Here is an 18135-nt window from a genome sequence, read left to right as displayed (position 1 = left end):
GCGAGAATCGCTCTCCACAGATGCGGCCCGCGCCCGCTGCGCGCGGCTTCGCGCCGTGCACCATGGCGGGATGACACCCCCGCCCACCGACGTCGCGTCGCTCGCGCACGCCTCCCTCAGCGCCGCTCTCTCGCTCGTCTTCCCGACCTGGTGCGCGGGGTGCGACGCGCCCGACACGCCGCTGTGCGCGGCGTGTCGGGCCACGCTTGCGCCCCGCGTGCTCACGCGGAGTGCGGACGGCCTGCGCGTCTCGTCCGGGCTCGCGTTCGAGGGCGTCGCCGCCCGCATCCTGCGGGCGGCGAAGGAGGACGGCCGAACGGGGCTGCTGCGCGCGCTCGCCCCCGCGCTGGGCGCGGCGGTCGAGGCCGCGCTCGCCGCGGCGAGCGCGGGCCCGGTCGTGCTGGTGCCGGTTCCGACCTCGCCCGGCGCGATGCGGCGCCGCGGATACCGGGTCGTCGAGACGATCGCGCGGCGTGCGCACCTCCCGCTCCGACGGCTCCTGGTCGTCGGAGCGGGCGCGGCCGATCAGCGCCGGCTCGGGCGCGCGGAGCGCGCGGATAACGTCGCAGGGGCGATGCGCGCCCGGGTCGCGGAGGCGATGCACACGCCGGCCGCGGCGGGGCTCCGCGTCATCGTGATCGACGACGTCGTGACGACGGGCGCGACTCTGGGCGAGGCGACGCGGGCACTGACCGCGGCGGGCGCGCATGTCCTGGGGGCGGCGACCGTGGCATCCACCCCTCGCCGCTCGGCCACAGCCGGCGCAGAGCACACGCAGGCGTTAGTCACGGGAAATGGCAGGTGACATCTCGGAGGCGCCCCGATAGCGTGGGAGGGACCAAGGCGAACTCAGGTTCTCCCTTGACCGGGAGAGCCGGAACAAGGAGGTCAAGGATGGAAACCAGCATCGTCGGCGTGGGTGTGAGCGTGTCGGACAGGTTCCGCACCGTCGCCGAAGAGAAGTCCGTCCGCATCGAGAACCTGGCGCCGCGCGCGCAGCGTCTCGATGTCAAGGTCACCCACCGCGCGTACCACAACGGCAGTCGCGAGGACGAGACGGTCGAGCTCACCGTGACCGGCAAAGGGCCGGTCGTCCGCGCGGAAGCGACGGACGGCGACAAGTTCGTCGCACTCGACCTCGCGGTCGACAAGCTCGCCGAACAGCTGCGCCGCGCGAAGGACAAGCGCGTCGACGCGCGCAACCACCCCCGCGGCGCGAAGCTCGACAAGGGGAGCGGCTCGCTCGCCGGCATCGATGTGCAGCCCGCGTCGGTCGATGTCCTTCGCGCCGTCGCAACCGGTGAGGTGCCGATCATCGGCGAGAGCGACGCCGACGACGACTACACGCCCGTCGTCATCCGCACGAAGAACTTCGACGCCGAGTGGATGACGGTCGAGGAGGCCGTCGACCGTATGGAGCTCGTCGGGCACGACTTCTTCCTCTTCATCGATGCGCGCACGGACCACCCGAGTGTCGTCTACCGCCGCAAGGGCTGGGACTACGGCGTCATCTCGCTCCTCGCGAGCGCGCCGCCCGCCGCGGAGGAGGAACTCGCCTCCTGAGCTGTGAAGAACGGGGGCTGGATGCCGAGGCATCCGGCCCCCGTTCCGCGTGTGGGCGCGTCACCGCGAGGGGCCGCGACACGCCGCATCCGATCGACGATGCACCGCGTGTCGCGACCTCTCGCGTCGGGCATCGGGTGGCTCAGATGCGCAACGCGTCGATGACCTTCGCCCGGACGGCGGCGAGAGCAGGGAGGAAGCCGGCGATCGCGCCGATCCCGACGGCCGCGGCGAGCGCGATGAGCGCGGCGCGCAGCGGGAACGGCGGGACGTCTTGCAGCGGAGGCAGCACGTCGAGGGAGAACAGGATCCGCAGCACGATGATCGCGAGGGCGATGCCGGCGATGCCCGCGAAGGCCGTCGCGACGACGTTCTCGAACAGGACCGTCGTGAAGATCCGTGCGCTCGTCGCGCCGAAGCTGCGCCGAACGCCGATCTCGCGGATGCGCTGCCGCATCGCGACGAGCTGGATGTTGACGAGACCGAGGCCGCCCAGGAGGAGCACGAGACCCGCGATCAGTCCTGTCGTGAGCTCGAAGATCTGGGCGCTCTGCTGAGTTTCGGGGCGCGTGGCCCAGTCCGAGCGGGTGACGCTCACCTGCACGTCGGTTCCGACCGCAGCGCGCAGCTGTGCGGCGAGCTCGGGTCCGATGGCGTTGACGTGGTCGGGGCCGACCCAGAGCTCCCAGGTGAGGGAATCGCCGGGGGCGAGATTCTCGGTGTGTGCGAGGTAGGTGCCGGGCAGGAGCGTGATGGCCTTCTCGGTGTCGCCCTGCCACTGCGACGGTGTCACGCCGACGACCCGATAGGTCCCGGCGAGCGGCCCCACGAGGTCGACGGTCGGGTGGGCGCCGAGGGAGGGCGCGCCGAGCGCCTGCCACAGCGGCTGGCTGAGGACGATCGGCGGCGCGAGCCAGTGCGCGTCGGCCGCGTCGAACCACCGGCCCGCGAAGAGCTCCGTCCGGTGGATCAGGGCGTATTCCGGGTCGGCGAGACGCACCGTCACCGGCCGGACGTAGTCGACGGTCTGGGCGCTCGCCGTCGTCGACAGCTGGTCGGCCCGGCGCGTCACGTGCGCGATGCCGAACCGCGACGCCGCTGCCTGGACCGCGGCATCCATTGCCTTCCAATCCATCGATGAACCGTCCAGGCGACCCGCTGACACCGAGATCGTCGCCTCGCGGCCGCCGTACCGGTCGGACTGTTCGACCTGGCTCTGGCGCATGTAGTCGCCCAGCGCGAGCACGGCGGCGATCGCCGCGACGGAGACGGCGATCCCCACCAGGCTCAGCAGGACGCGCAGCTTGTGGTGGCGAAGCTCCGCCCACGCTTCGCTGAGAGCGCCGACGAAGCCACTCACTCCGTCGCTCCGGTGACGGCGCCGAGGGCGGTCCCGCGGGATGCCGCGTCGAGGTCGACCTCGCTGAGCACGCCCATGTCGAGGCGATAGTGGCGGCGCGCCCGCGCTGCGACGTGCAGGTCGTGAGTGATCGTGACGAGGGCCGCCTCCGTCTCCGATGCGATCTCATCGAGAAGGCCCATCACCGCCTCGCCCGTGTCCACATCGAGCGCCCCTGTCGGCTCGTCGGCCAGGATCAGCGCGGGTCGACGGACGAGCGCGCGCGCGATCGCGACGCGCTGCTGCTCGCCGCCGGAGAGCTGCTCGGGCGGCGACTCCAGACGATGACTCAGGCCGACGCGGTCGAGCATCTCTTCCGCGAGGCGGCGACGGCGCCAGAACGGTCGCCCGGTGGCGTATCCGAGCGGCATGGCGACGTTGTCGGTCGCTGTTCGCCCCGGAAGGAGGTTGAACTGCTGGAAGACGAAGCCGACCTCCTGCCCGCGCAGTCGGTCGAGGGCGCCTCGCCGCATGCGCCGTCCGGACTCCTGCACGATCGGACGCCCCCGGAACTCGACCGACCCGCTCGAGGGGAGGTCGAGCATGCCCAGGATGTTCAAGAGTGTCGACTTCCCCGATCCGCTGCGTCCGACGATCGCGACGTGGTCACCGCCACCCACCTCGAGGTCGATGCCGCGGAGGATGTCCAGGCGCGTGTCGTCGGGGAGGCGGACGTGCTTCGTGACGCCGCGGAGTGCGACGAGGCTCACCAGTTCATCCCGGGGGCTTCGCAGTAGGTGCCTCCCACGCCGTCGTCGTAGCAGACCGGTTCGGTGCCCGCGGTCGTTCCCGGGACGAACTGGCGGACGGTCTCGCCCTCATCGAGGCCGCCTGTGACCTCGACGGATGTCCCGTCGGTGAGGCCGAGCTGGACGGCGCGTTCCTCGGCGGCCCCGCCGGCGTCGACCCAGACCGTGCCGGTGCCTGCGCCGCCGGTGACCGCCGTCACCGGCACGACGAGGACGTCGGTCGCGGTGCCGATCTGGACGACGAGGCTCGCCTTGAGGCCGGCGAACACCTGCTGGTCGCCGGGGACGGCGCAGACCATGCTCGTCGTGCCGTCTTCGGCGACCTGGACGCGCAGCCCGGTGCAGGTGAAGGGTGCCGGGCCGCCTTGGATCGTCACCTGCGCGTCGGTGGGAGCACCGACCAACCGATAGAGCAGCACCGGATCGACCTTGCCCACGACGTGGAAGCGTGCGGGGCTGAGCTTCGCGACCTCCGCGCCGAGCGCGACGGACTGCCCCGCGACGAGTTCGAACGAGGTGAGGTCGCCTGCCTCGGGGGCGGTGACGTCGATCCGGCGTTCCGTCTCGACCTGTTTGACCGTGAAGAGGACCTGCCCGGCCGCGACGCTCTGTCCGGCGCTCACCGCGACCGCGGTGACGGTGCCCTCGACCTGAGCCCGCACGGTGATCGCCTCGTCGCGGGCGACCGTCCCGTCCACGGTGAGGACCGAGGTGATGCTCCCTCGTTCCGCCGTGACGACGGGCGCGGTCACCTCGCCCCCGGGGGCGATCGACGCGGCATCCGTTCGATCCGGGAAGAAGGCGAGCTTCACGAGCGCGGTCGCGATCGCGGCGCAGACGACGAGCAAGAGAAGGGGGAAGATCCAGCGGCGCCAGACGAGCATCGGTTCTCCTCATGGGGGATGGGGCGTCTGACTCGAACCTACGGGACGCGGGCCGGCGTGACGTCCGCCGTGAGGATGATTCGTGCGAACCGAACCCGCGCGCGTCAGTCGAAGATGCCGTCGAGGATCGAGCCGATCACGAGACCGCCCAGGATGCCGCTGGCGATGTCGCCGCCACCGCCGCGCCGTCCGCCGCCACCCTGCCCGCCCCAGCCGCCGTCGTTCGGCCGTGACGAGTCGATGTCGCGCTGCGCGAGCTGCAGGGCTTCGGCCGCGAGCTGCCCGCAGCGACGTGCGTCGGCGAGGGCCTGCTCGCGATCGTCCTCGCCGATCGGGGTCGCGGCGAGCTGCGCGAGATCCAGTCTGAGCCGCTCCGCCTCCGCGAGACGGGTGCGCGCGTCGGCGCCGATCCAGCCGCGGTGGCCCGAGATGACGCTGCGCGCGACGCCGAGCTGGCGGTCGGCGTCGTCGATCGCGTGCCGCACGTGTCCCTCGGGCGGCACGGGGCGTTCCGCCCGCTCGCGCGCCTTCGCCACGGCCGAGTCGAGGGCCGCGTTCGCGGCGCGCAGGCGCGTCAGCTCGCTGAAGGGGTCGGGCTTGGATCCGGCCGGGGTGAGCGCGCCGAGCTCCTGCTCGAGCGTCGTCATCGCGGTGGCGACGGCGGGGACGGCGCGGAGGTCTCGCGCGGCGGCGAGGTCGTCGCGCGAGTCTTCGACGATGGCATCCAGCGTCGACTCGGCGCGCAGCGCCTCGACCTCGAACGCGTCGACGGCGTCGAGGAGGGTCGTCGCGCGGCGGCCGGCCTCGATCGCCGTCTCCAGGGCGAGGTTCGCCTGCTCGCGCTGGCCGCTCTCGCGCCGCGCGGTCGAGACGTCGGCGCCGTGCGTCGCGAACTCGAGCAGCTGCGCGGCCTCGCGGGTGTTGCCGGCGATCTTGCGGAGGGCGTCGGGGGAGTACCTCTCCCCGAGGCGCGCGAGCGCGGTCTCGATGCGCGGGATGCGCTCGGCGTCGCGAGCGACCTGCGCTCGGATGCCGTCGATGATCTCGGGCGCGCGACGCGCGCGCTCGACCGGACTGGCGAGGGCCGAGAGCCGATCGTCGAGGAGGTCTTCGGCCCAATCGCACAGCTGGATGATGCGGGTGTTGCGCGTGCGCGCCTCTTCGGCGGTGTCGGGGATCTCGTCGTGGTTCAGCTGGTTGAGCTGGAACGCCTCGCGCAGATGCGTGCGGACGGCCGTCAGCGCATCGCGGAGGTCGCGTGTCGCGTCGGAGCCCAGTTCGATCTCGGCGAAGGCGAGCTCGTCCTGCGTCGTGCGCAGCCGCTCGTCGGCTGCGACGAGGGCCGCGTCGGCGCGGCGCCCGAACTCGGCATCCTGCGCGGCGAGCTGCTCGCGCTCCTTCTTGCGTGCGCCCCAGAAACCGGCCATGGCTCGATCCTATGCGGCGTCCGGGGCGACCGACCGGCCGCGGTGCGGTGCACAGCCGATTCCCGGCGCGCAGGACGAGTCGGCGTACAAGACATTCGGCGCACAGGACAATTCGGCGCACAGGCGAATCAAAGTCACGGACAGGTAACATGGGCCGTTGTGCTGTGCCTCCCGTGCGCAGCGCCGGGAGACCGTGACGCCGCCCGCATCCGACAGATGGAGATCCTCCGTGGCCAGCCCGCTCGAGAAACTGCTCCGCGCCGGTGAAGGACGCATCCTTCGCAGGCTCCAGCAGGTCGTGAAGGCCGTGAACGCCCTCGAAGAGGACTACGCGCAGCTCACCGACGAGGAGCTGCGTGGCGAGACGGCGGAGCTGCGGGCCCGCCACGAGGCCGGCGAGTCGCTCGACAAGCTGATGCCGGAGGCGTTCGCCGCGGTCCGAGAGGCCGCCAAGCGCACACTGGGTCAGCGGCCCTACGACGTCCAGATCATGGGCGGCGCGGCGCTGCACCTCGGCAACATCGCCGAGATGAAGACCGGTGAGGGCAAGACTCTGACGGCGACCTTCGCCGTATACCTCAACGCGATCGCTGCGAAGGGCGTCCACGTCATCACGGTGAACGACTTCCTCGCGTCGTACCAGTCCGAGCTCATGGGCCGCGTCTACCGTGCGCTCGGCATGACGACGGGCACGATCGTCGCGGGCCAGACCCCGGACGTGCGCCGTCAGCAGTACGACGCCGACATCACCTACGGCACGAACAACGAGTTCGGCTTCGACTATCTGCGCGACAACATGGCGTGGCAGAAGCAGGACCTCGTCCAGCGGGGCCATTTCTTCGCGATCGTCGACGAGGTCGACTCGATCCTCATCGACGAGGCGCGCACGCCCCTCATCATCTCCGGCCCCTCTTCGGGCGAGGCGAACCGCTGGTTCGTGGAGTTCGCGAAGATCGCGAAGACCCTCGAGGCGGGCGTCGACTACGAGGTCGACGAGAAGAAGCGCACGATCGGCGTCCTCGAACCCGGCATCGAGAAGGTCGAGGACTACCTCGGCATCGACAACCTCTACGAGTCGGCGAACACCCCGCTGATCTCGTTCCTCAACAACTCGATCAAAGCTCTCGCCCTCTTCAAGCGCGACACCGACTACGTCGTCATGAACGACGAGGTCATGATCGTCGACGAGCACACGGGGCGCATCCTCGTCGGGCGACGCTACAACGAAGGCATCCACCAGGCCATCGAGGCGAAGGAGGCCGTGCCGGTCAAGGCCGAGAACCAGACGCTCGCGACCGTCACGCTGCAGAACTACTTCCGCCTGTACGACAAGCTCGCCGGCATGACCGGCACCGCCGAGACCGAGGCGGCCGAGTTCATGTCGACCTACAAACTCGGCGTCGTGCCGATCCCGACCAACAAGCCGATGATCCGCAAGGACCAGTCCGACCTCGTCTACAAGAACGAGCCGGCGAAGTTCGCCCAGGTCGTCGAGGACATCGCCCGCCGCCACGAGAGCGGCCAGCCCGTGCTCGTCGGCACCGTCTCGGTCGAGAAGAGCGAGTACCTCTCGCGTCTGCTCGCCAAGAAGGGCATCAAGCACGAGGTCCTGAACGCGAAGAACCACGCGCGCGAGGCCGAGATCGTCGCCCGCGCGGGGCGCCTGGGGGCCGTCACCGTCGCCACCAACATGGCCGGCCGCGGCACCGACATCATGCTCGGCGGCAACGCCGAGTTCCTCGCCGTGCAGGAGCTCAAGGCCAAGGGCCTCGACCCCGTCGAGACGCCCGAGGAGTACGAGGCGGAGTGGGATGCCGTGTACACGGCCCAGCGCAACACCGTCGCCGAGGAGGCGACGAAGGTCGTCGAGGCGGGGGGTCTCTACGTCCTCGGCACCGAGCGCCACGAGTCGCGCCGTATCGACAACCAGCTGCGCGGACGGTCGGGCCGTCAGGGAGACCCGGGCGAGAGCCGCTTCTACCTGTCGCTCACCGACGACCTCATGCGCCTCTTCCAGTCCGGCGCCGCGGAGGCGATCCTGGCGCGCACGAACTTCCCCGACGACGTCGCGATCGAGTCGACGATGGTCTCGCGCGCCATCAAGAGTGCGCAGAGCCAGGTCGAGGCCCGCAACGCCGAGATCCGCAAGAACGTCCTGAAGTACGACGATGTCCTCAACCGGCAGCGCGAGGCGATCTACGCCGACCGTCGTCACATGCTCGAGGGCGACGACCTCTCCGGGCGCGTCGACCACTTCATCGAAGACGCCATCAGCGCCGTCATCGACGACCACACCGGGTCGGGCCACACCGAGAGCTGGGACTTCGACGCGCTCTGGACGGAGCTGAAGACCCTGTACCCCGTGAGCGTCACGATCGACGAGGTCGTCGCGGAGAGCGGCAACAAGGGGCGCGTCACGCCCGAGATCCTCAAGCGCGAGATCCTCTCCGACGCGAAGATCGCCTACGCCGCCCGCGAGGAGAAGCTCGGCACGCCCGCGATGCGCGAGCTGGAGCGCCGTGTCGTGCTGCAGGTGCTCGACCGTCGCTGGCGCGACCACCTGTACGAGATGGACTACCTCAAGGACGGCATCGGCCTGCGCGCGATGGCCCAGCGCGACCCGCTGATCGAGTACCAGCGCGAGGGCTACCAGATGTTCCAGGCGATGATGGGGCAGATCAAGGAGGAGTCCGTCGGCTTCCTCTACAACCTCGACGTCGAGGTGCGTCAGCAGGGCGAGGGCCAGGTCGAGAGCGAGGTCCAGGCCAAGGGTCTGCAGGCTCCGTCCGTCGAGGCGCAGAAGCTCCAATACACGGCGCCCGGCGAGGGCGGCGACGTCGAGGTGCGCAACGACCGCGGGCAGGTGCAGCAGGCGGTGACGTCGAAGCTCCGCCAGGCCGCGAGCGCAGCCCCTGCGGCTCCCGCGGCGGAAGCGCCCCGGGGTGCGTTCGGTCAGCGGACGGAGGGCTCCCCGGCATCCGCCCCCCAGAACCGCGCCGACCGCCGCGCCGCGGGCAAGAAGAAGTGAGTCGAGCCGGGTCACGGCCCCGCAGCGGCGGTGACCCGGCTGCGACTCAGATCGAGTGCCGCGCGTCGCGCGGTGTGTCGAGATCTGCCCGTCCGGACGGTCCAGCGGGCGGCGATTGGCCCGGATGCCGCGGGGATATCCTGATCGGATGACCCCGCGCATCCTCGACCAGTCGACCAAGCTCAAGGACGTCCTCTACGAGATCCGCGGGGCCGCCCTGGTCGAGGCCGACCGGCTCGAGGCCGACGGGCACCGGATCCTCAAGCTCAACACGGGCAACCCTGCGATCTTCGGGTTCGAGGCGCCGTACCAGATCGTGCGCGACATGATCGAGGCCGTGCCGCACGCGCACGGGTACAGCGACAGCCGCGGCATCATGTCGGCGCGCCGCGCGGTCGTCTCCCGCTACGAGGAGGTCCCCGGCTTCCCGAAGTTCGACCCCGACGACGTCTACCTCGGCAACGGCGTCTCCGAGCTCATCACGATGACGATGCAGGCGCTTCTCGACACGGGCGACGAGGTCCTCATCCCCGCGCCCGACTACCCGCTCTGGACGGCGATGACGAGCCTCGCCGGAGGCACGCCCGTCCACTACCTCTGCGACAACGAGGACGGCTGGCAGCCCTCGCTCGAGGACATCCGCGCGAAGATCACCGACCGCACCAAGGCGATCGTCGTCATCAACCCGAACAATCCGACGGGCGCCGTCTACTCCCGCGAGGTCCTCCAGGGCATCGTCGAGATCGCGCGCGAGCACGAGCTCCTCCTCCTCTCCGACGAGATCTACGATCGGATCCTCTTCGACGACGCGGAGCACGTCCCGCTGGCGACCCTCGCGCCCGATCTGCTGTGCCTCACCTTCAACGGGCTGTCCAAGACCTATCGCGTCGCGGGCTACCGCTCCGGATGGATGGTCATCACGGGGCCGAAGGCGCACGCGGCCGGGTTCCTCCAAGGCATCCAGCTGCTCGCCTCGACGCGTCTGTGCCCGAACGTCCCGGCGCAGCATGCCGTGCAGGCGGCGCTGTCGGGCGTGCAGTCGATCGACGCGCTCATCGCGCCGACGGGGCGGCTGCACGAGCAGCGGGATGCCGCGTGGCAGGGCCTCGAAGCGATCCCCGGCGTGTCCTGCCACAAGCCCGCGGGGGCGCTGTATGCGTTCCCGCGCCTGGATCCCGAGGTGTACGAGATCCGCGACGACGCCAAGCTCGTGTACGACTTCCTCGTCGCCGAGCACGTGCTGCTCGTGCAGGGGACGGGCTTCAATTGGCCGACACCGGATCACCTGCGGATCGTCACGCTGCCCGAGGCGCGCGTGCTGACCGAGGCGATCGAGCGGCTCGGCAACTTCCTCGCGTCGTATCGGCAGTGATCTCGATACACCGACGCTGCGCGCCGGCACTCGATCACCGGGGTGTGGCCTCGGCGCTTGTTGGCCGGGCCGTGGCCCGGGCGCTCGGTGGCGGGGGTGTGGGAGGTTTCGATACGCCGCGCACACGAGCGCGGCTACTCAACCTGACACGCAGCCGCCTCAACGCTGCTGCGCAGCATTGACCCGGCTCGTGTCACAGCGCGGCGAGGGAGGTGGCGCGCCAACGGCCGTCCCAGCCCTCGAGGCGCACGGCGACGGCGCGCGTGCGCGCCGGGCCGGCCGTGATCACGACGCCTTCGATGACGCCGTCCGCCGGCGAGGAGCAGCGCGTCGAGATGATGCGGTACGCCGGCCGGGCCGGTGTGACGCCGCGCGCGTTGCGCGCCCGCGCGGACAGGTTGGCGCGGGTCAGCAGCGCACGGTAGGCATCCTCGCCGAGCCAGCGGGCGAGCTGATCGACCTCGCGGACGCCCGCCAGAACCTCCAGGACGCCGATCGTGAGGTTCGCGAGCAGCGGCACGGGGTCGGGCAGGTTCGTTGTCGGCGTCCGCTGCGGCGCGAAGTACTCCGCGACCTCGAGCGCCGAGGACGAACGCGCCCCGCGGCGTGCGGTACCGGGATTCGGCGGGACCATGGCGACCTCCTTCGGCCGAAATCGTGTCGATCGGGACCGGCTCCCGTGTCGACGGAACCGAGTACAACACGCGAGAGGGTGCCGTGGGATGAGAATCCCCTCACCTGTGGATAGTCGACGCGCGCGTCCCGCCCGCCGACGTACGCTCGCGGGGTGCGCTGGGATCGCTTCTTCGAAGACCTGGAAGATCAGCTCGACTCCGAATGGGAGGCCGAGCGCGCCGCGCTGGACACCGAGGCCGAACGGCTGCGGCTGTCGCGTGTCGTGCTGCGCGAGCGCCTCGTCGCCCTGTCTCGGCAGCCGCGGGAGGTCGCCGCGCACCTCGCCGACGGAACGACCGTCATCGGGCGGATCGCCCGCGTCGGCGCGGATTGGTTCGCGGCCGTGTCGACGCCGGCGGGCGGACCGCTCGGCGCACAGGCGGTGATCGTGCCGCTGAGCGCCCTCACGGGGATCGGCGCGCCGATGGATGCCGTGCTCGTGAGCGTGCGCGAGGCGGACCCCGGTCCGGCGCTCGCTCAGCGCATGGGGCTCGGCTTCGTCCTGCGCGACCTCGTCCGCCGCCGCGTCGCCGTCACCGTGCAGACGAGCGACGGGCGGGAGCTCGCGGGCACGATCGACCGCGCGGGCGCGGATCATCTCGATCTCGCGGTGCACGACCGCGGCGCCCCGAGGCGCGCGGAGAACGTCACCGGGTACCGGGTGGTCCCGTTCGCGGCGATCGTCCTCGTGCGCCTCGCCGAGGCATCCGACCTCGACTGACTCAGTCCCCCCGGCGCACCGCGCCGCGCCCCCACAGCTCGGGGAAGCTGGCGGCGTTCGACTCGCGCCACAGCGCCATCCGCCGCGCCTCCTCGGCCTGGTCGTCGAGGTAGCCCTCGACGCTCGCGGCCTCGACGCGCCAGCGAGCCGGCGATCCGACCTTGACGCCGCGCAGCCGCGCATCGAGGACGAGCGCGATCACCTCGTCGACCGAGAGCTGCAGCATCTCCGCGACCTCCGCGGGGGTGTAGAGACGGTCGCCGGTATCCGCGGGTTCCGATGTCGGAGGTTCGGGCGTGCGGGATTCGGGCATGAGGCAATTATGCGCCGCGTCGGACGCTCTTCCGGGCGCGGCGCCAGCCTGTGGATAACCCGGGCGCGCGGGCCGCCGGCGCGTCACGATGGGGTCATGAGCGACCACACCTCAGCGCGTCCCCGCCCGCGTGCATTCTGGGCCGACATCCGGTTCCTCCTCGGCATCCTCCTCGTCGTCGTCAGCGTCGTCGGGGTCTGGCTCGTCGTCGCCGCGGCGCGTCAGACGGTCCCGGTCTTCGCCGCGGCGCGCACGCTCGTGCCCGGCGACACGGTCGGGTCGGACGATCTGCGCGTGGTGGACGTCGCGCTCGGCCAGCTCGAGGACGCGTACGCGACACCCGCCACGCTCGAGCCCGGCTCGATCGCGACGCGCACGATCACGGCGGGCGAGCTCGTCCCGCGGGGAGCCGTCGGCGCCGCCGAGAGCGCGCGCACGACACGGGTCGTCGTGCACAGCGCGACGGAGATCCCCGCCGCCGTCGCGCCCGGCTCGACGGTCGAGGTCTGGGCCGCACCGCAGCTCGAGCGCGGCACGTTCGACGCGCCGCGCATCCTCGTCCCCACCGCGACCGTCGTCTCTGTGACGAGCGACGAGTCGATGATGGGATCGGCGGGACCTGCCGTCGAACTCGTGATCGGGCGCGCCGACGTCCCCGACACCCTCGCGGCGATCTCGGGCGGTGCGAGCCTGTCGATCGTTCCCACCGCGGCGGCCGGGCGATGAGCGCAGCCGCCCGGGGCGCCGGCCGCTCCGCACCGTCGGTCGTCGTCGCCGTAGCCGGGGCCCGCGGCCGCGAGCTGGCGGATCTGCTGCAGGATGCCGGCGCGTCGATCGCGGCGGTCGTCGACCGGTCGGCGCCCGCCGCCGCTGCCGTCGATGCGATCGCGGGGCGCGAAGCCGCCGAGGTCCTCGGTGCACTCGCCCGCGCGGACGTCCTCGTCGTCGATGCCGAGCGGGACGCACTGACGGCCGACCTCGTGGCCGTCTGCGACCGGTTCGGCGTGCGCATCGCCGCGCTCTGCGACACCCCCGCCGCCCGTCGTACCGCCGCCGTGTTCGGCGTCGCGTCGTACGCGCCCGACGTGGCTGCGGACGACCTGCTGGCCGCGGTCGCCGTCGACGCATCCGCCCCCGAGCGCCCGCGCGGGCGCATCATCGCCGTCTGGGGCGCGGCCGGCGCGCCGGGGCGTACCCGCATCGCGATCGAGCTGGCCTGCGAGCTCGCGCGCGACGGACGACGCGTCGGGCTCGTGGATGCCGACGCGCACGCCCCGTCGATCGCCATGATGACGGGGCTCGCCGACGAGGGCCCGGGCTTCGCCGCCGCGTGTCGTCAAGCCGGCCGCGGCACGCTGACGACGGCGGAGCTCGCCCGGATCGCGAGTCCGCTCGGCGAGATCGACGTGCTCACCGGCATCAACCGCCCCGCGCGATGGCCCGAGCTCTCGCACGCGCGTGTGAGCGCCGCGCTCGAGCAGACGCGGGAATGGGCGGACGACATCGTCGTCGACGTCGCGGCATCCCTCGAGCGCGACGAGGAGATCGTGAGCGATCTGGACGGCCCGCGCCGCAACGCGGCGACGCTGGCGGCGCTCGAGGCGGCGGATGTCGTCGTGGCGGTCGTCGCGGCCGACCCGGTCGGCGTCTCCCGGTTCATCCGCGCGCACGCCGAGCTGCGCGCCGTCATCGGCGCGCGTCCTGTGCGCGTCGTCGTCAACAAGACCCGCACCGCGACCCTGGGCATGGACGCACGTGGTCAGGTGCGACGCACGCTCGAGCGGTACGCGTCCGCGCGCGACGTGTGGTTCGTGCCGTGGGACCCGAAGGCGGCGGATGCCGCGACCCTCGCCGCCCGACCGGTCGCCGACGTCGCGGGCCGCTCTGCGCTCGCCGGGGCGGTCCGGAGGTTCGTCGGCGAGGCGATCGAGCCCCCGGCCGCTCCGGCGCAGCCGGGACGCGCGCGGCGGCGGGATCGCGAGCGGGAGCGGGAGGGCTCGGCCTTCTCCCTGCGGCGCACCGCGCGCGGCGATGCGCGCACCGCCTGAGCACGGCCCAATAGGCTGGTGCCGTGTCGACGCTCAGCGATCTCGTGTACGCCCAGGGACGTTCGTCGGAGGCCGATGTGGAGTGGCTCCACCGGCTCGCCGGAGACGGTCAGCTTCTGGCCGACCTCGCCTTCGCGGACATCGTGATCTGGGTGCCGACGGCGGACGACTCGTTCATCGCGGTGGCCCACACGCGCCCCTCGGGCGCGGCGACGCTCTTCTACCGCGACATCGTCGGCGATCTCGTCAGGCCCCAGTGGCGCACGCAGGTGCGCGACGCCTTCACCCGCGTCGAGATCGTCGATTCCGCGTCGCCGGACTGGTTCGAAGAGACGCCGACGCGCGTGCGCGCCGTGCCGATCGTGCGTGCGCGGGGGACGGCGGATACGCCCCCGACCGTCCTCGGCGTTCTGACCCGGCACACCAACCTGGGCGAAGCCCGCACGCCGTCGCGGCAGCAGATCACCTTCAACGACTGCGCCGACGACGTCTTCGGCATGGTCGCCGCCGCCGACTTCCCCGACCTCACCGCGCCGACGTCGCCGCGCCGGGGCGCACCGCGCGCGTCCGACGGACTCATCCGCATCGACGTGGACGGGATCACGACGTTCGCGAGCCCGAACGCCCTGTCCGCCTTCAATCGGCTGGGATTCGACGACGAGCTCGAGGGCGAGTCGCTGCTCGAAGTGGCATCCGGCATCCTGCCCAAGGGGCGGGACTTCGACGAATCGCTGCCGATCGTGATGGCCGGCCGTGCCCCGTGGCGGGCCGACATCGAGGCGCGCGGGGTGACGGTGTCGCTGCGGACGATCCCTCTCAAGGATCGGGGCCACCGGATCGGCGCGATCGTGCTGTGCCGTGACGTGACGGAGATCCGTCACCAGGAGCAGGAGCTCATCACGAAGGACGCGACGATCCGTGAGATCCATCACCGCGTCAAGAACAACCTGCAGACCGTGGCGTCCCTCCTGCGCATCCAGGCGCGTCGTACGCATTCGGACGAAGCGCGGGATGCCTTGACCCACGCCATGCGGCGCGTGTCGGCGATCGCGGTCGTGCACGACACGCTGTCGGAGGGCCTCGCTCAGAACGTCGATTTCGACGACGTGTTCGACCGGGTCCTGAAGCTCGTGGCGGAGGTCGCGGCATCCCCGAACACTCGTGCCCGCACCCTCAAGACGGGGCGTTTCGGGACGCTTCCGAGCGAGTACGCGACGCCGCTCGCGCTCGCGCTCACCGAGCTCGTGACGAATGCGGTCGAGCACGGTCTCGCCGACCGCGAGGGCGAGGTCGAGATCATCGCCGAGCGCACGCCGGAGTTCCTGGGCGTCAAGGTGCGCGACACCGGCGTGGGGCTGCCCGAGGGTCAGGTCGGGCGCGGCCTCGGCACGCAGATCGTACGCACCCTCATCCAGGGCGAGCTCAGCGGCACGATCGACTGGCACACGCTGGTCGGATCGGGCACCGAGGTGACGATCGAGATCCCGATGCGCTACCTCGAGCGCACGTGAGGGGGCTCAGGAAGCGCGGCGGGCGCGGGCGGCGCGGCGCTTGAGCGCGCGACGCTCGTCCTCGGAGAGGCCACCCCACACGCCCGAGTCCTGACCGGTCTCGAGGGCGTACTGCAGGCAGATCTCGGTCACCGTGCAGCGCGCACAGACGGCCTTGGCCTTTTCGATCTGCTCGACGGCGGGCCCGGTGTTCCCGACGGGGAAGAACAGCTCGGGGTCGACCGTGAGGCAGGCGGACTTGTCGCGCCAATCCATAGTGGGGTGCTCCTTGATGCGGGAAGGTGACGTGCGGGTGAGGGCGGGACTTCGGGCGTCCGATACCCTGGTGGGTGTGCGAGCGGATTCGCTCGCCCCACTTCGCTGTGGGAGCACACTGCGTGATCTATCGTCCCATGCACATTCGGATGAATCAAGGGTGAACTGCGATTTCCCGGGCGGGATTGCTGTGGATCGCCTGAGATGCCACGCGAACCGAACGTGCAACCGAGGAGACTTCGCCGATGCCCACCAGCGCTCCCGACCGCCTGTCCGCCGCCCTTCTGGGGCTCGAGGCGTCGGGGCTCGTCGTTGTGGCGGGCTGGGAGATCGTCGCTCTCATCGGGGGTGACACCGCCGACGTCACGAGCTCGATCGCCCTGGTCGTCCTCACGGCTGTCGGCGCGGCCGCCGTCGCCGCGTTCGGTGTCGCGACCGCGCGGGGGCGATCGTGGGGGCGGTCGGGCGGAATCGTGACGCAGCTGCTGATGCTGGCCGTCGCGCTCGGCGCGGTCACGGGACCCGCGCCCGCATTCGGGTTCGCCCTCGCCGTGGCGCTTCCCGCTGCGGTCGGACTCGTGCTGCTGTTCGCCGCCGTGCGGCGTGCGGGCGCCCGTCCGCGCTGAGCTCAGCCGACGCCGAGGAGCTTCCGCACGCGCGCGACGTGTCCCGTCGCCTTGACGCCCGTGAGGGCGTGGACCACGGTGCCGTTCGCATCCAGCACGAACGTCGAACGGATGACGCCCTCGATCTTCTTGCCGTAGTTCATCTTCTCGCCCCACGCGCCGTAGGCCTCGTGGACGGCGTGGTCGGGGTCGCTCAGCAGGGGATAGGTGAGGGCATCGCGTGCGCGGAACTCCGCGTTCTTCGCCGGCTCGTCGCGCGAGATCCCGACGACCGCGTACCCTGCCGCCTCGAGCGGGGCGAGGGAGTCGCGGAAGTCGCAGGCCTCCGTCGTGCACCCCGGGGTCATCGCGGCGGGGTAGAAGAAGAGGACGACGTTCCGGCCGCGCAGATCGTGCAGCGAGAACTCCTCGCCGTCCTGATCGACGAGGGTGAAGTCGGGGGCGGGGGATCCGGGCTGCAGCTGCGTCATGGCATCCAGCCTACGGACACGCCCCGGGAACGGCGGACGCCGTCAGGCGGAGAACGTCTCGAGCAGGCGCTGCAGGGAGTCCAGCCGCGCCGCGCCGCGCTCGCCGAGCCGGCCCTCGGCGACGGCCTCCACGATCGCGCAGTCGGGCGCGCTCGGCAGATGCGTGCAGCCGCGGGGGCATTCCTCCGCGACGAGAGCGAGATCGCTGAACGCCTTCAGGATGTTCGCGGGGTCGACGTGACCGAGACCGAACGAGCGGACGCCCGGCGTGTCGATGACCCAGCCGCGCCCGGAGGGGGAGAGGTAGCGCAGCGACACCGTCGAGCTCGACGTGTGCCGACCGCGCCCCGTCACCTCGTTGACGTGACCGGTGGCGCGCGCGGCGCTCGGCACGAGCGCGTTGACGAGCGTCGACTTGCCCACGCCGGAGTGCCCGACGAAGACGGTGGAGTGGCCGATCAGGTGCCGGCCGATCTCGTCGGTCGGCATATCGTCCTGCCCGCTCGTGAACACCACGAGGTCGTCGACCCCGTCGAAGTGCGCGAGGAAGGAGGTCGGATCGGCGAGGTCGGTCTTGGTGACGACGAGGAGGGGGTGGATGCCGGCATCCAGCGCTGCGACGAGATACCGGTCGACGAGGCGCGGGCGTGGCTCGGGGTCGGCCGCTGCGACCACGATGAGCATCTGGTCGGCGTTCGCGACGACGACGCGCTCGACCTGATCGGTGTCGTCGGCGCTGCGACGCAGCAGCGACGTGCGCTCCTCGATGCCCACGATGCGCGCGAGCGTGCCCTCGTCGCCGGAGACGTCGCCGACGACGCGCGCTCGGTCGCCCGTGACGATCGGCTGCTTCCGCAGCTCGCGCGCCCGTGTCGCGAGCGCGGTGTGCTCGTCCTCGGTGTCCTCGTCGATCAAAACGGTGTAGCGACCGCGGTCGACGCCCAGGACGCGCGCGATATGCGCGTCGGCGTGGGCGGGGCGGCGCTTGGTGCGCGGACGGTTGGCCTTGGGGTTCGGCCGCACGCGAATGTCGGCTTCGTCGAACTCGGGCTCGTCGTCGAGATCGTCCAGCCAGCTCATGTCACGCCCGGCCC

The 18135-nt window shown here is 71.4% G+C and carries 18 protein-coding genes; 9 read left to right on the top strand and 9 right to left on the bottom strand.

The genetic code is table 11. The features are described from left to right. Positions 1-70 precede the first annotated feature (70 nt). A complete protein-coding gene (locus J0I43_RS14215) occupies positions 71-805 on the top strand; it encodes a ComF family protein (RefSeq protein WP_292865217.1) in 735 nt (244 codons plus the stop codon). An 89-nt stretch (positions 806-894) separates the two neighbouring features. Next, complete coding sequence (gene raiA, locus J0I43_RS14210) at positions 895-1563, top strand: ribosome-associated translation inhibitor RaiA (protein ID WP_292865214.1); 669 nt, start codon at positions 895-897, stop codon at positions 1561-1563. Positions 1564-1705: 142 nt separating this feature from the next. Here raiA and J0I43_RS14205 read toward each other — a convergent pair whose 3' ends face one another. The 4 genes from J0I43_RS14205 to J0I43_RS14190 all read right to left on the bottom strand — a co-directional run bounded on the left by J0I43_RS14205 (position 1706) and on the right by J0I43_RS14190 (position 6022). Continuing rightward, positions 1706-2923 (bottom strand): ABC transporter permease, encoded by a 1218-nt coding sequence (locus J0I43_RS14205; protein WP_292865211.1) that lies wholly within the window; start codon positions 2921-2923, stop codon positions 1706-1708. Next, entirely contained in the window at positions 2920-3672 is a 753-nt protein-coding gene (locus J0I43_RS14200; RefSeq protein ID WP_292865209.1) for an ABC transporter ATP-binding protein, read from the bottom strand. The genes J0I43_RS14205 and J0I43_RS14200 overlap by 4 nt, the downstream gene beginning before the upstream one ends. Continuing rightward, positions 3669-4595, bottom strand: a complete 927-nt coding sequence (locus tag J0I43_RS14195; protein WP_292865206.1) for an efflux RND transporter periplasmic adaptor subunit — start codon at positions 4593-4595, stop codon at positions 3669-3671. The genes J0I43_RS14200 and J0I43_RS14195 overlap by 4 nt, the downstream gene beginning before the upstream one ends. Positions 4596-4699: 104 nt before the next feature. Then, entirely contained in the window at positions 4700-6022 is a 1323-nt protein-coding gene (locus J0I43_RS14190; RefSeq protein WP_292865204.1) for a hypothetical protein, read from the bottom strand. Between the two features lie 229 nt (positions 6023-6251). On the opposite strand from J0I43_RS14190, the gene secA reads away from it, so the two are divergent. Further along, positions 6252-9050 carry a preprotein translocase subunit SecA gene (secA, locus tag J0I43_RS14185; protein WP_292865201.1) on the top strand — a complete coding sequence of 933 codons (2799 nt, stop codon included), beginning with the start codon at positions 6252-6254 and terminating at the stop codon, positions 9048-9050. A 148-nt stretch (positions 9051-9198) separates the two neighbouring features. Continuing rightward, positions 9199-10422 (top strand): pyridoxal phosphate-dependent aminotransferase, encoded by a 1224-nt coding sequence (locus J0I43_RS14180; protein WP_292865198.1) that lies wholly within the window; start codon positions 9199-9201, stop codon positions 10420-10422. 193 nt (positions 10423-10615) lie between these two features. Here the strand turns inward: J0I43_RS14180 and J0I43_RS14175 are convergent, their stop codons facing one another. After that, a complete protein-coding gene (locus tag J0I43_RS14175; protein ID WP_292865195.1) occupies positions 10616-11056 on the bottom strand; it encodes an Rv3235 family protein in 441 nt (146 codons plus the stop codon). A gap of 153 nt (positions 11057-11209) precedes the next feature. Here J0I43_RS14175 and J0I43_RS14170 point away from each other — a divergent pair, with 153 nt between their 5' ends. Continuing rightward, the gene (locus J0I43_RS14170; RefSeq protein ID WP_292865192.1) at positions 11210-11818 is read left to right on the top strand and encodes a hypothetical protein; all 609 of its coding nucleotides are present in this window, start codon (positions 11210-11212) and stop codon (positions 11816-11818) included. A 1-nt stretch (position 11819) separates the two neighbouring features. Here J0I43_RS14170 and J0I43_RS14165 read toward each other — a convergent pair whose 3' ends face one another. Next, entirely contained in the window at positions 11820-12131 is a 312-nt protein-coding gene (locus tag J0I43_RS14165) for a helix-turn-helix domain-containing protein (protein WP_292865189.1), read from the bottom strand. Positions 12132-12227: 96 nt separating this feature from the next. Here J0I43_RS14165 and J0I43_RS14160 point away from each other — a divergent pair, with 96 nt between their 5' ends. The 3 genes from J0I43_RS14160 to J0I43_RS14150 are packed head-to-tail and all read left to right on the top strand — an operon-like array spanning position 12228 to position 15690. Beyond that, the gene (locus J0I43_RS14160) at positions 12228-12857 is read left to right on the top strand and encodes an SAF domain-containing protein (protein WP_292865186.1); all 630 of its coding nucleotides are present in this window, start codon (positions 12228-12230) and stop codon (positions 12855-12857) included. Further along, entirely contained in the window at positions 12854-14179 is a 1326-nt protein-coding gene (locus J0I43_RS14155; protein WP_292865183.1) for a P-loop NTPase, read from the top strand. The genes J0I43_RS14160 and J0I43_RS14155 overlap by 4 nt, the downstream gene beginning before the upstream one ends. A gap of 23 nt (positions 14180-14202) precedes the next feature. Then, a complete protein-coding gene (locus tag J0I43_RS14150) occupies positions 14203-15690 on the top strand; it encodes a sensor histidine kinase (protein WP_292865181.1) in 1488 nt (495 codons plus the stop codon). Positions 15691-15696: 6 nt separating this feature from the next. On the opposite strand, the gene J0I43_RS14145 is transcribed toward J0I43_RS14150, so the two are convergent. After that, a complete protein-coding gene (locus J0I43_RS14145; protein WP_191718336.1) occupies positions 15697-15945 on the bottom strand; it encodes a WhiB family transcriptional regulator in 249 nt (82 codons plus the stop codon). A gap of 245 nt (positions 15946-16190) precedes the next feature. Between J0I43_RS14145 and J0I43_RS14140 the strand changes: the two genes are divergently transcribed. Then, entirely contained in the window at positions 16191-16571 is a 381-nt protein-coding gene (locus J0I43_RS14140; protein WP_292865174.1) for a histidine kinase, read from the top strand. Positions 16572-16573: 2 nt separating this feature from the next. Here the strand turns inward: J0I43_RS14140 and bcp are convergent, their stop codons facing one another. Next, positions 16574-17041 carry a thioredoxin-dependent thiol peroxidase gene (gene bcp, locus J0I43_RS14135; RefSeq protein ID WP_292865171.1) on the bottom strand — a complete coding sequence of 156 codons (468 nt, stop codon included), beginning with the start codon at positions 17039-17041 and terminating at the stop codon, positions 16574-16576. Between the two features lie 42 nt (positions 17042-17083). Beyond that, positions 17084-18121, bottom strand: coding sequence for a ribosome small subunit-dependent GTPase A (gene rsgA / locus J0I43_RS14130; RefSeq protein ID WP_292865168.1), 1038 nt, complete (start codon positions 18119-18121; stop codon positions 17084-17086). Positions 18122-18135 lie beyond the last annotated feature (14 nt).

Source organism: Microbacterium sp. (genome assembly GCF_017305435.1).
Lineage (GTDB): Bacteria > Actinomycetota > Actinomycetes > Actinomycetales > Microbacteriaceae > Microbacterium.
This window is presented reverse-complemented; position numbering and strand designations above follow the sequence as displayed.

What these genes read in the sequence shown, in the direction of transcription:
- J0I43_RS14215 (WP_292865217.1), top strand. Translation starts at nt 71, where the DNA reads ATGACACCCCCGCCCACCGACGTCGCGTCGCTCGCGCACGCCTCCCTC.
- raiA (WP_292865214.1), top strand. Translation starts at nt 895, where the DNA reads ATGGAAACCAGCATCGTCGGCGTGGGTGTGAGCGTGTCGGACAGGTTC.
- J0I43_RS14195 (WP_292865206.1), bottom strand. Translation starts at nt 4,595, where the DNA reads ATGCTCGTCTGGCGCCGCTGGATCTTCCCCCTTCTCTTGCTCGTCGTC.
- J0I43_RS14190 (WP_292865204.1), bottom strand. Translation starts at nt 6,022, where the DNA reads ATGGCCGGTTTCTGGGGCGCACGCAAGAAGGAGCGCGAGCAGCTCGCC.
- J0I43_RS14180 (WP_292865198.1), top strand. Translation starts at nt 9,199, where the DNA reads ATGACCCCGCGCATCCTCGACCAGTCGACCAAGCTCAAGGACGTCCTC.
- J0I43_RS14175 (WP_292865195.1), bottom strand. Translation starts at nt 11,056, where the DNA reads ATGGTCCCGCCGAATCCCGGTACCGCACGCCGCGGGGCGCGTTCGTCC.
- J0I43_RS14165 (WP_292865189.1), bottom strand. Translation starts at nt 12,131, where the DNA reads ATGCCCGAATCCCGCACGCCCGAACCTCCGACATCGGAACCCGCGGAT.
- J0I43_RS14160 (WP_292865186.1), top strand. Translation starts at nt 12,228, where the DNA reads ATGAGCGACCACACCTCAGCGCGTCCCCGCCCGCGTGCATTCTGGGCC.
- J0I43_RS14155 (WP_292865183.1), top strand. Translation starts at nt 12,854, where the DNA reads ATGAGCGCAGCCGCCCGGGGCGCCGGCCGCTCCGCACCGTCGGTCGTC.
- J0I43_RS14145 (WP_191718336.1), bottom strand. Translation starts at nt 15,945, where the DNA reads ATGGATTGGCGCGACAAGTCCGCCTGCCTCACGGTCGACCCCGAGCTG.
- J0I43_RS14140 (WP_292865174.1), top strand. Translation starts at nt 16,191, where the DNA reads ATGCCCACCAGCGCTCCCGACCGCCTGTCCGCCGCCCTTCTGGGGCTC.
- bcp (WP_292865171.1), bottom strand. Translation starts at nt 17,041, where the DNA reads ATGACGCAGCTGCAGCCCGGATCCCCCGCCCCCGACTTCACCCTCGTC.
- rsgA (WP_292865168.1), bottom strand. Translation starts at nt 18,121, where the DNA reads ATGAGCTGGCTGGACGATCTCGACGACGAGCCCGAGTTCGACGAAGCC.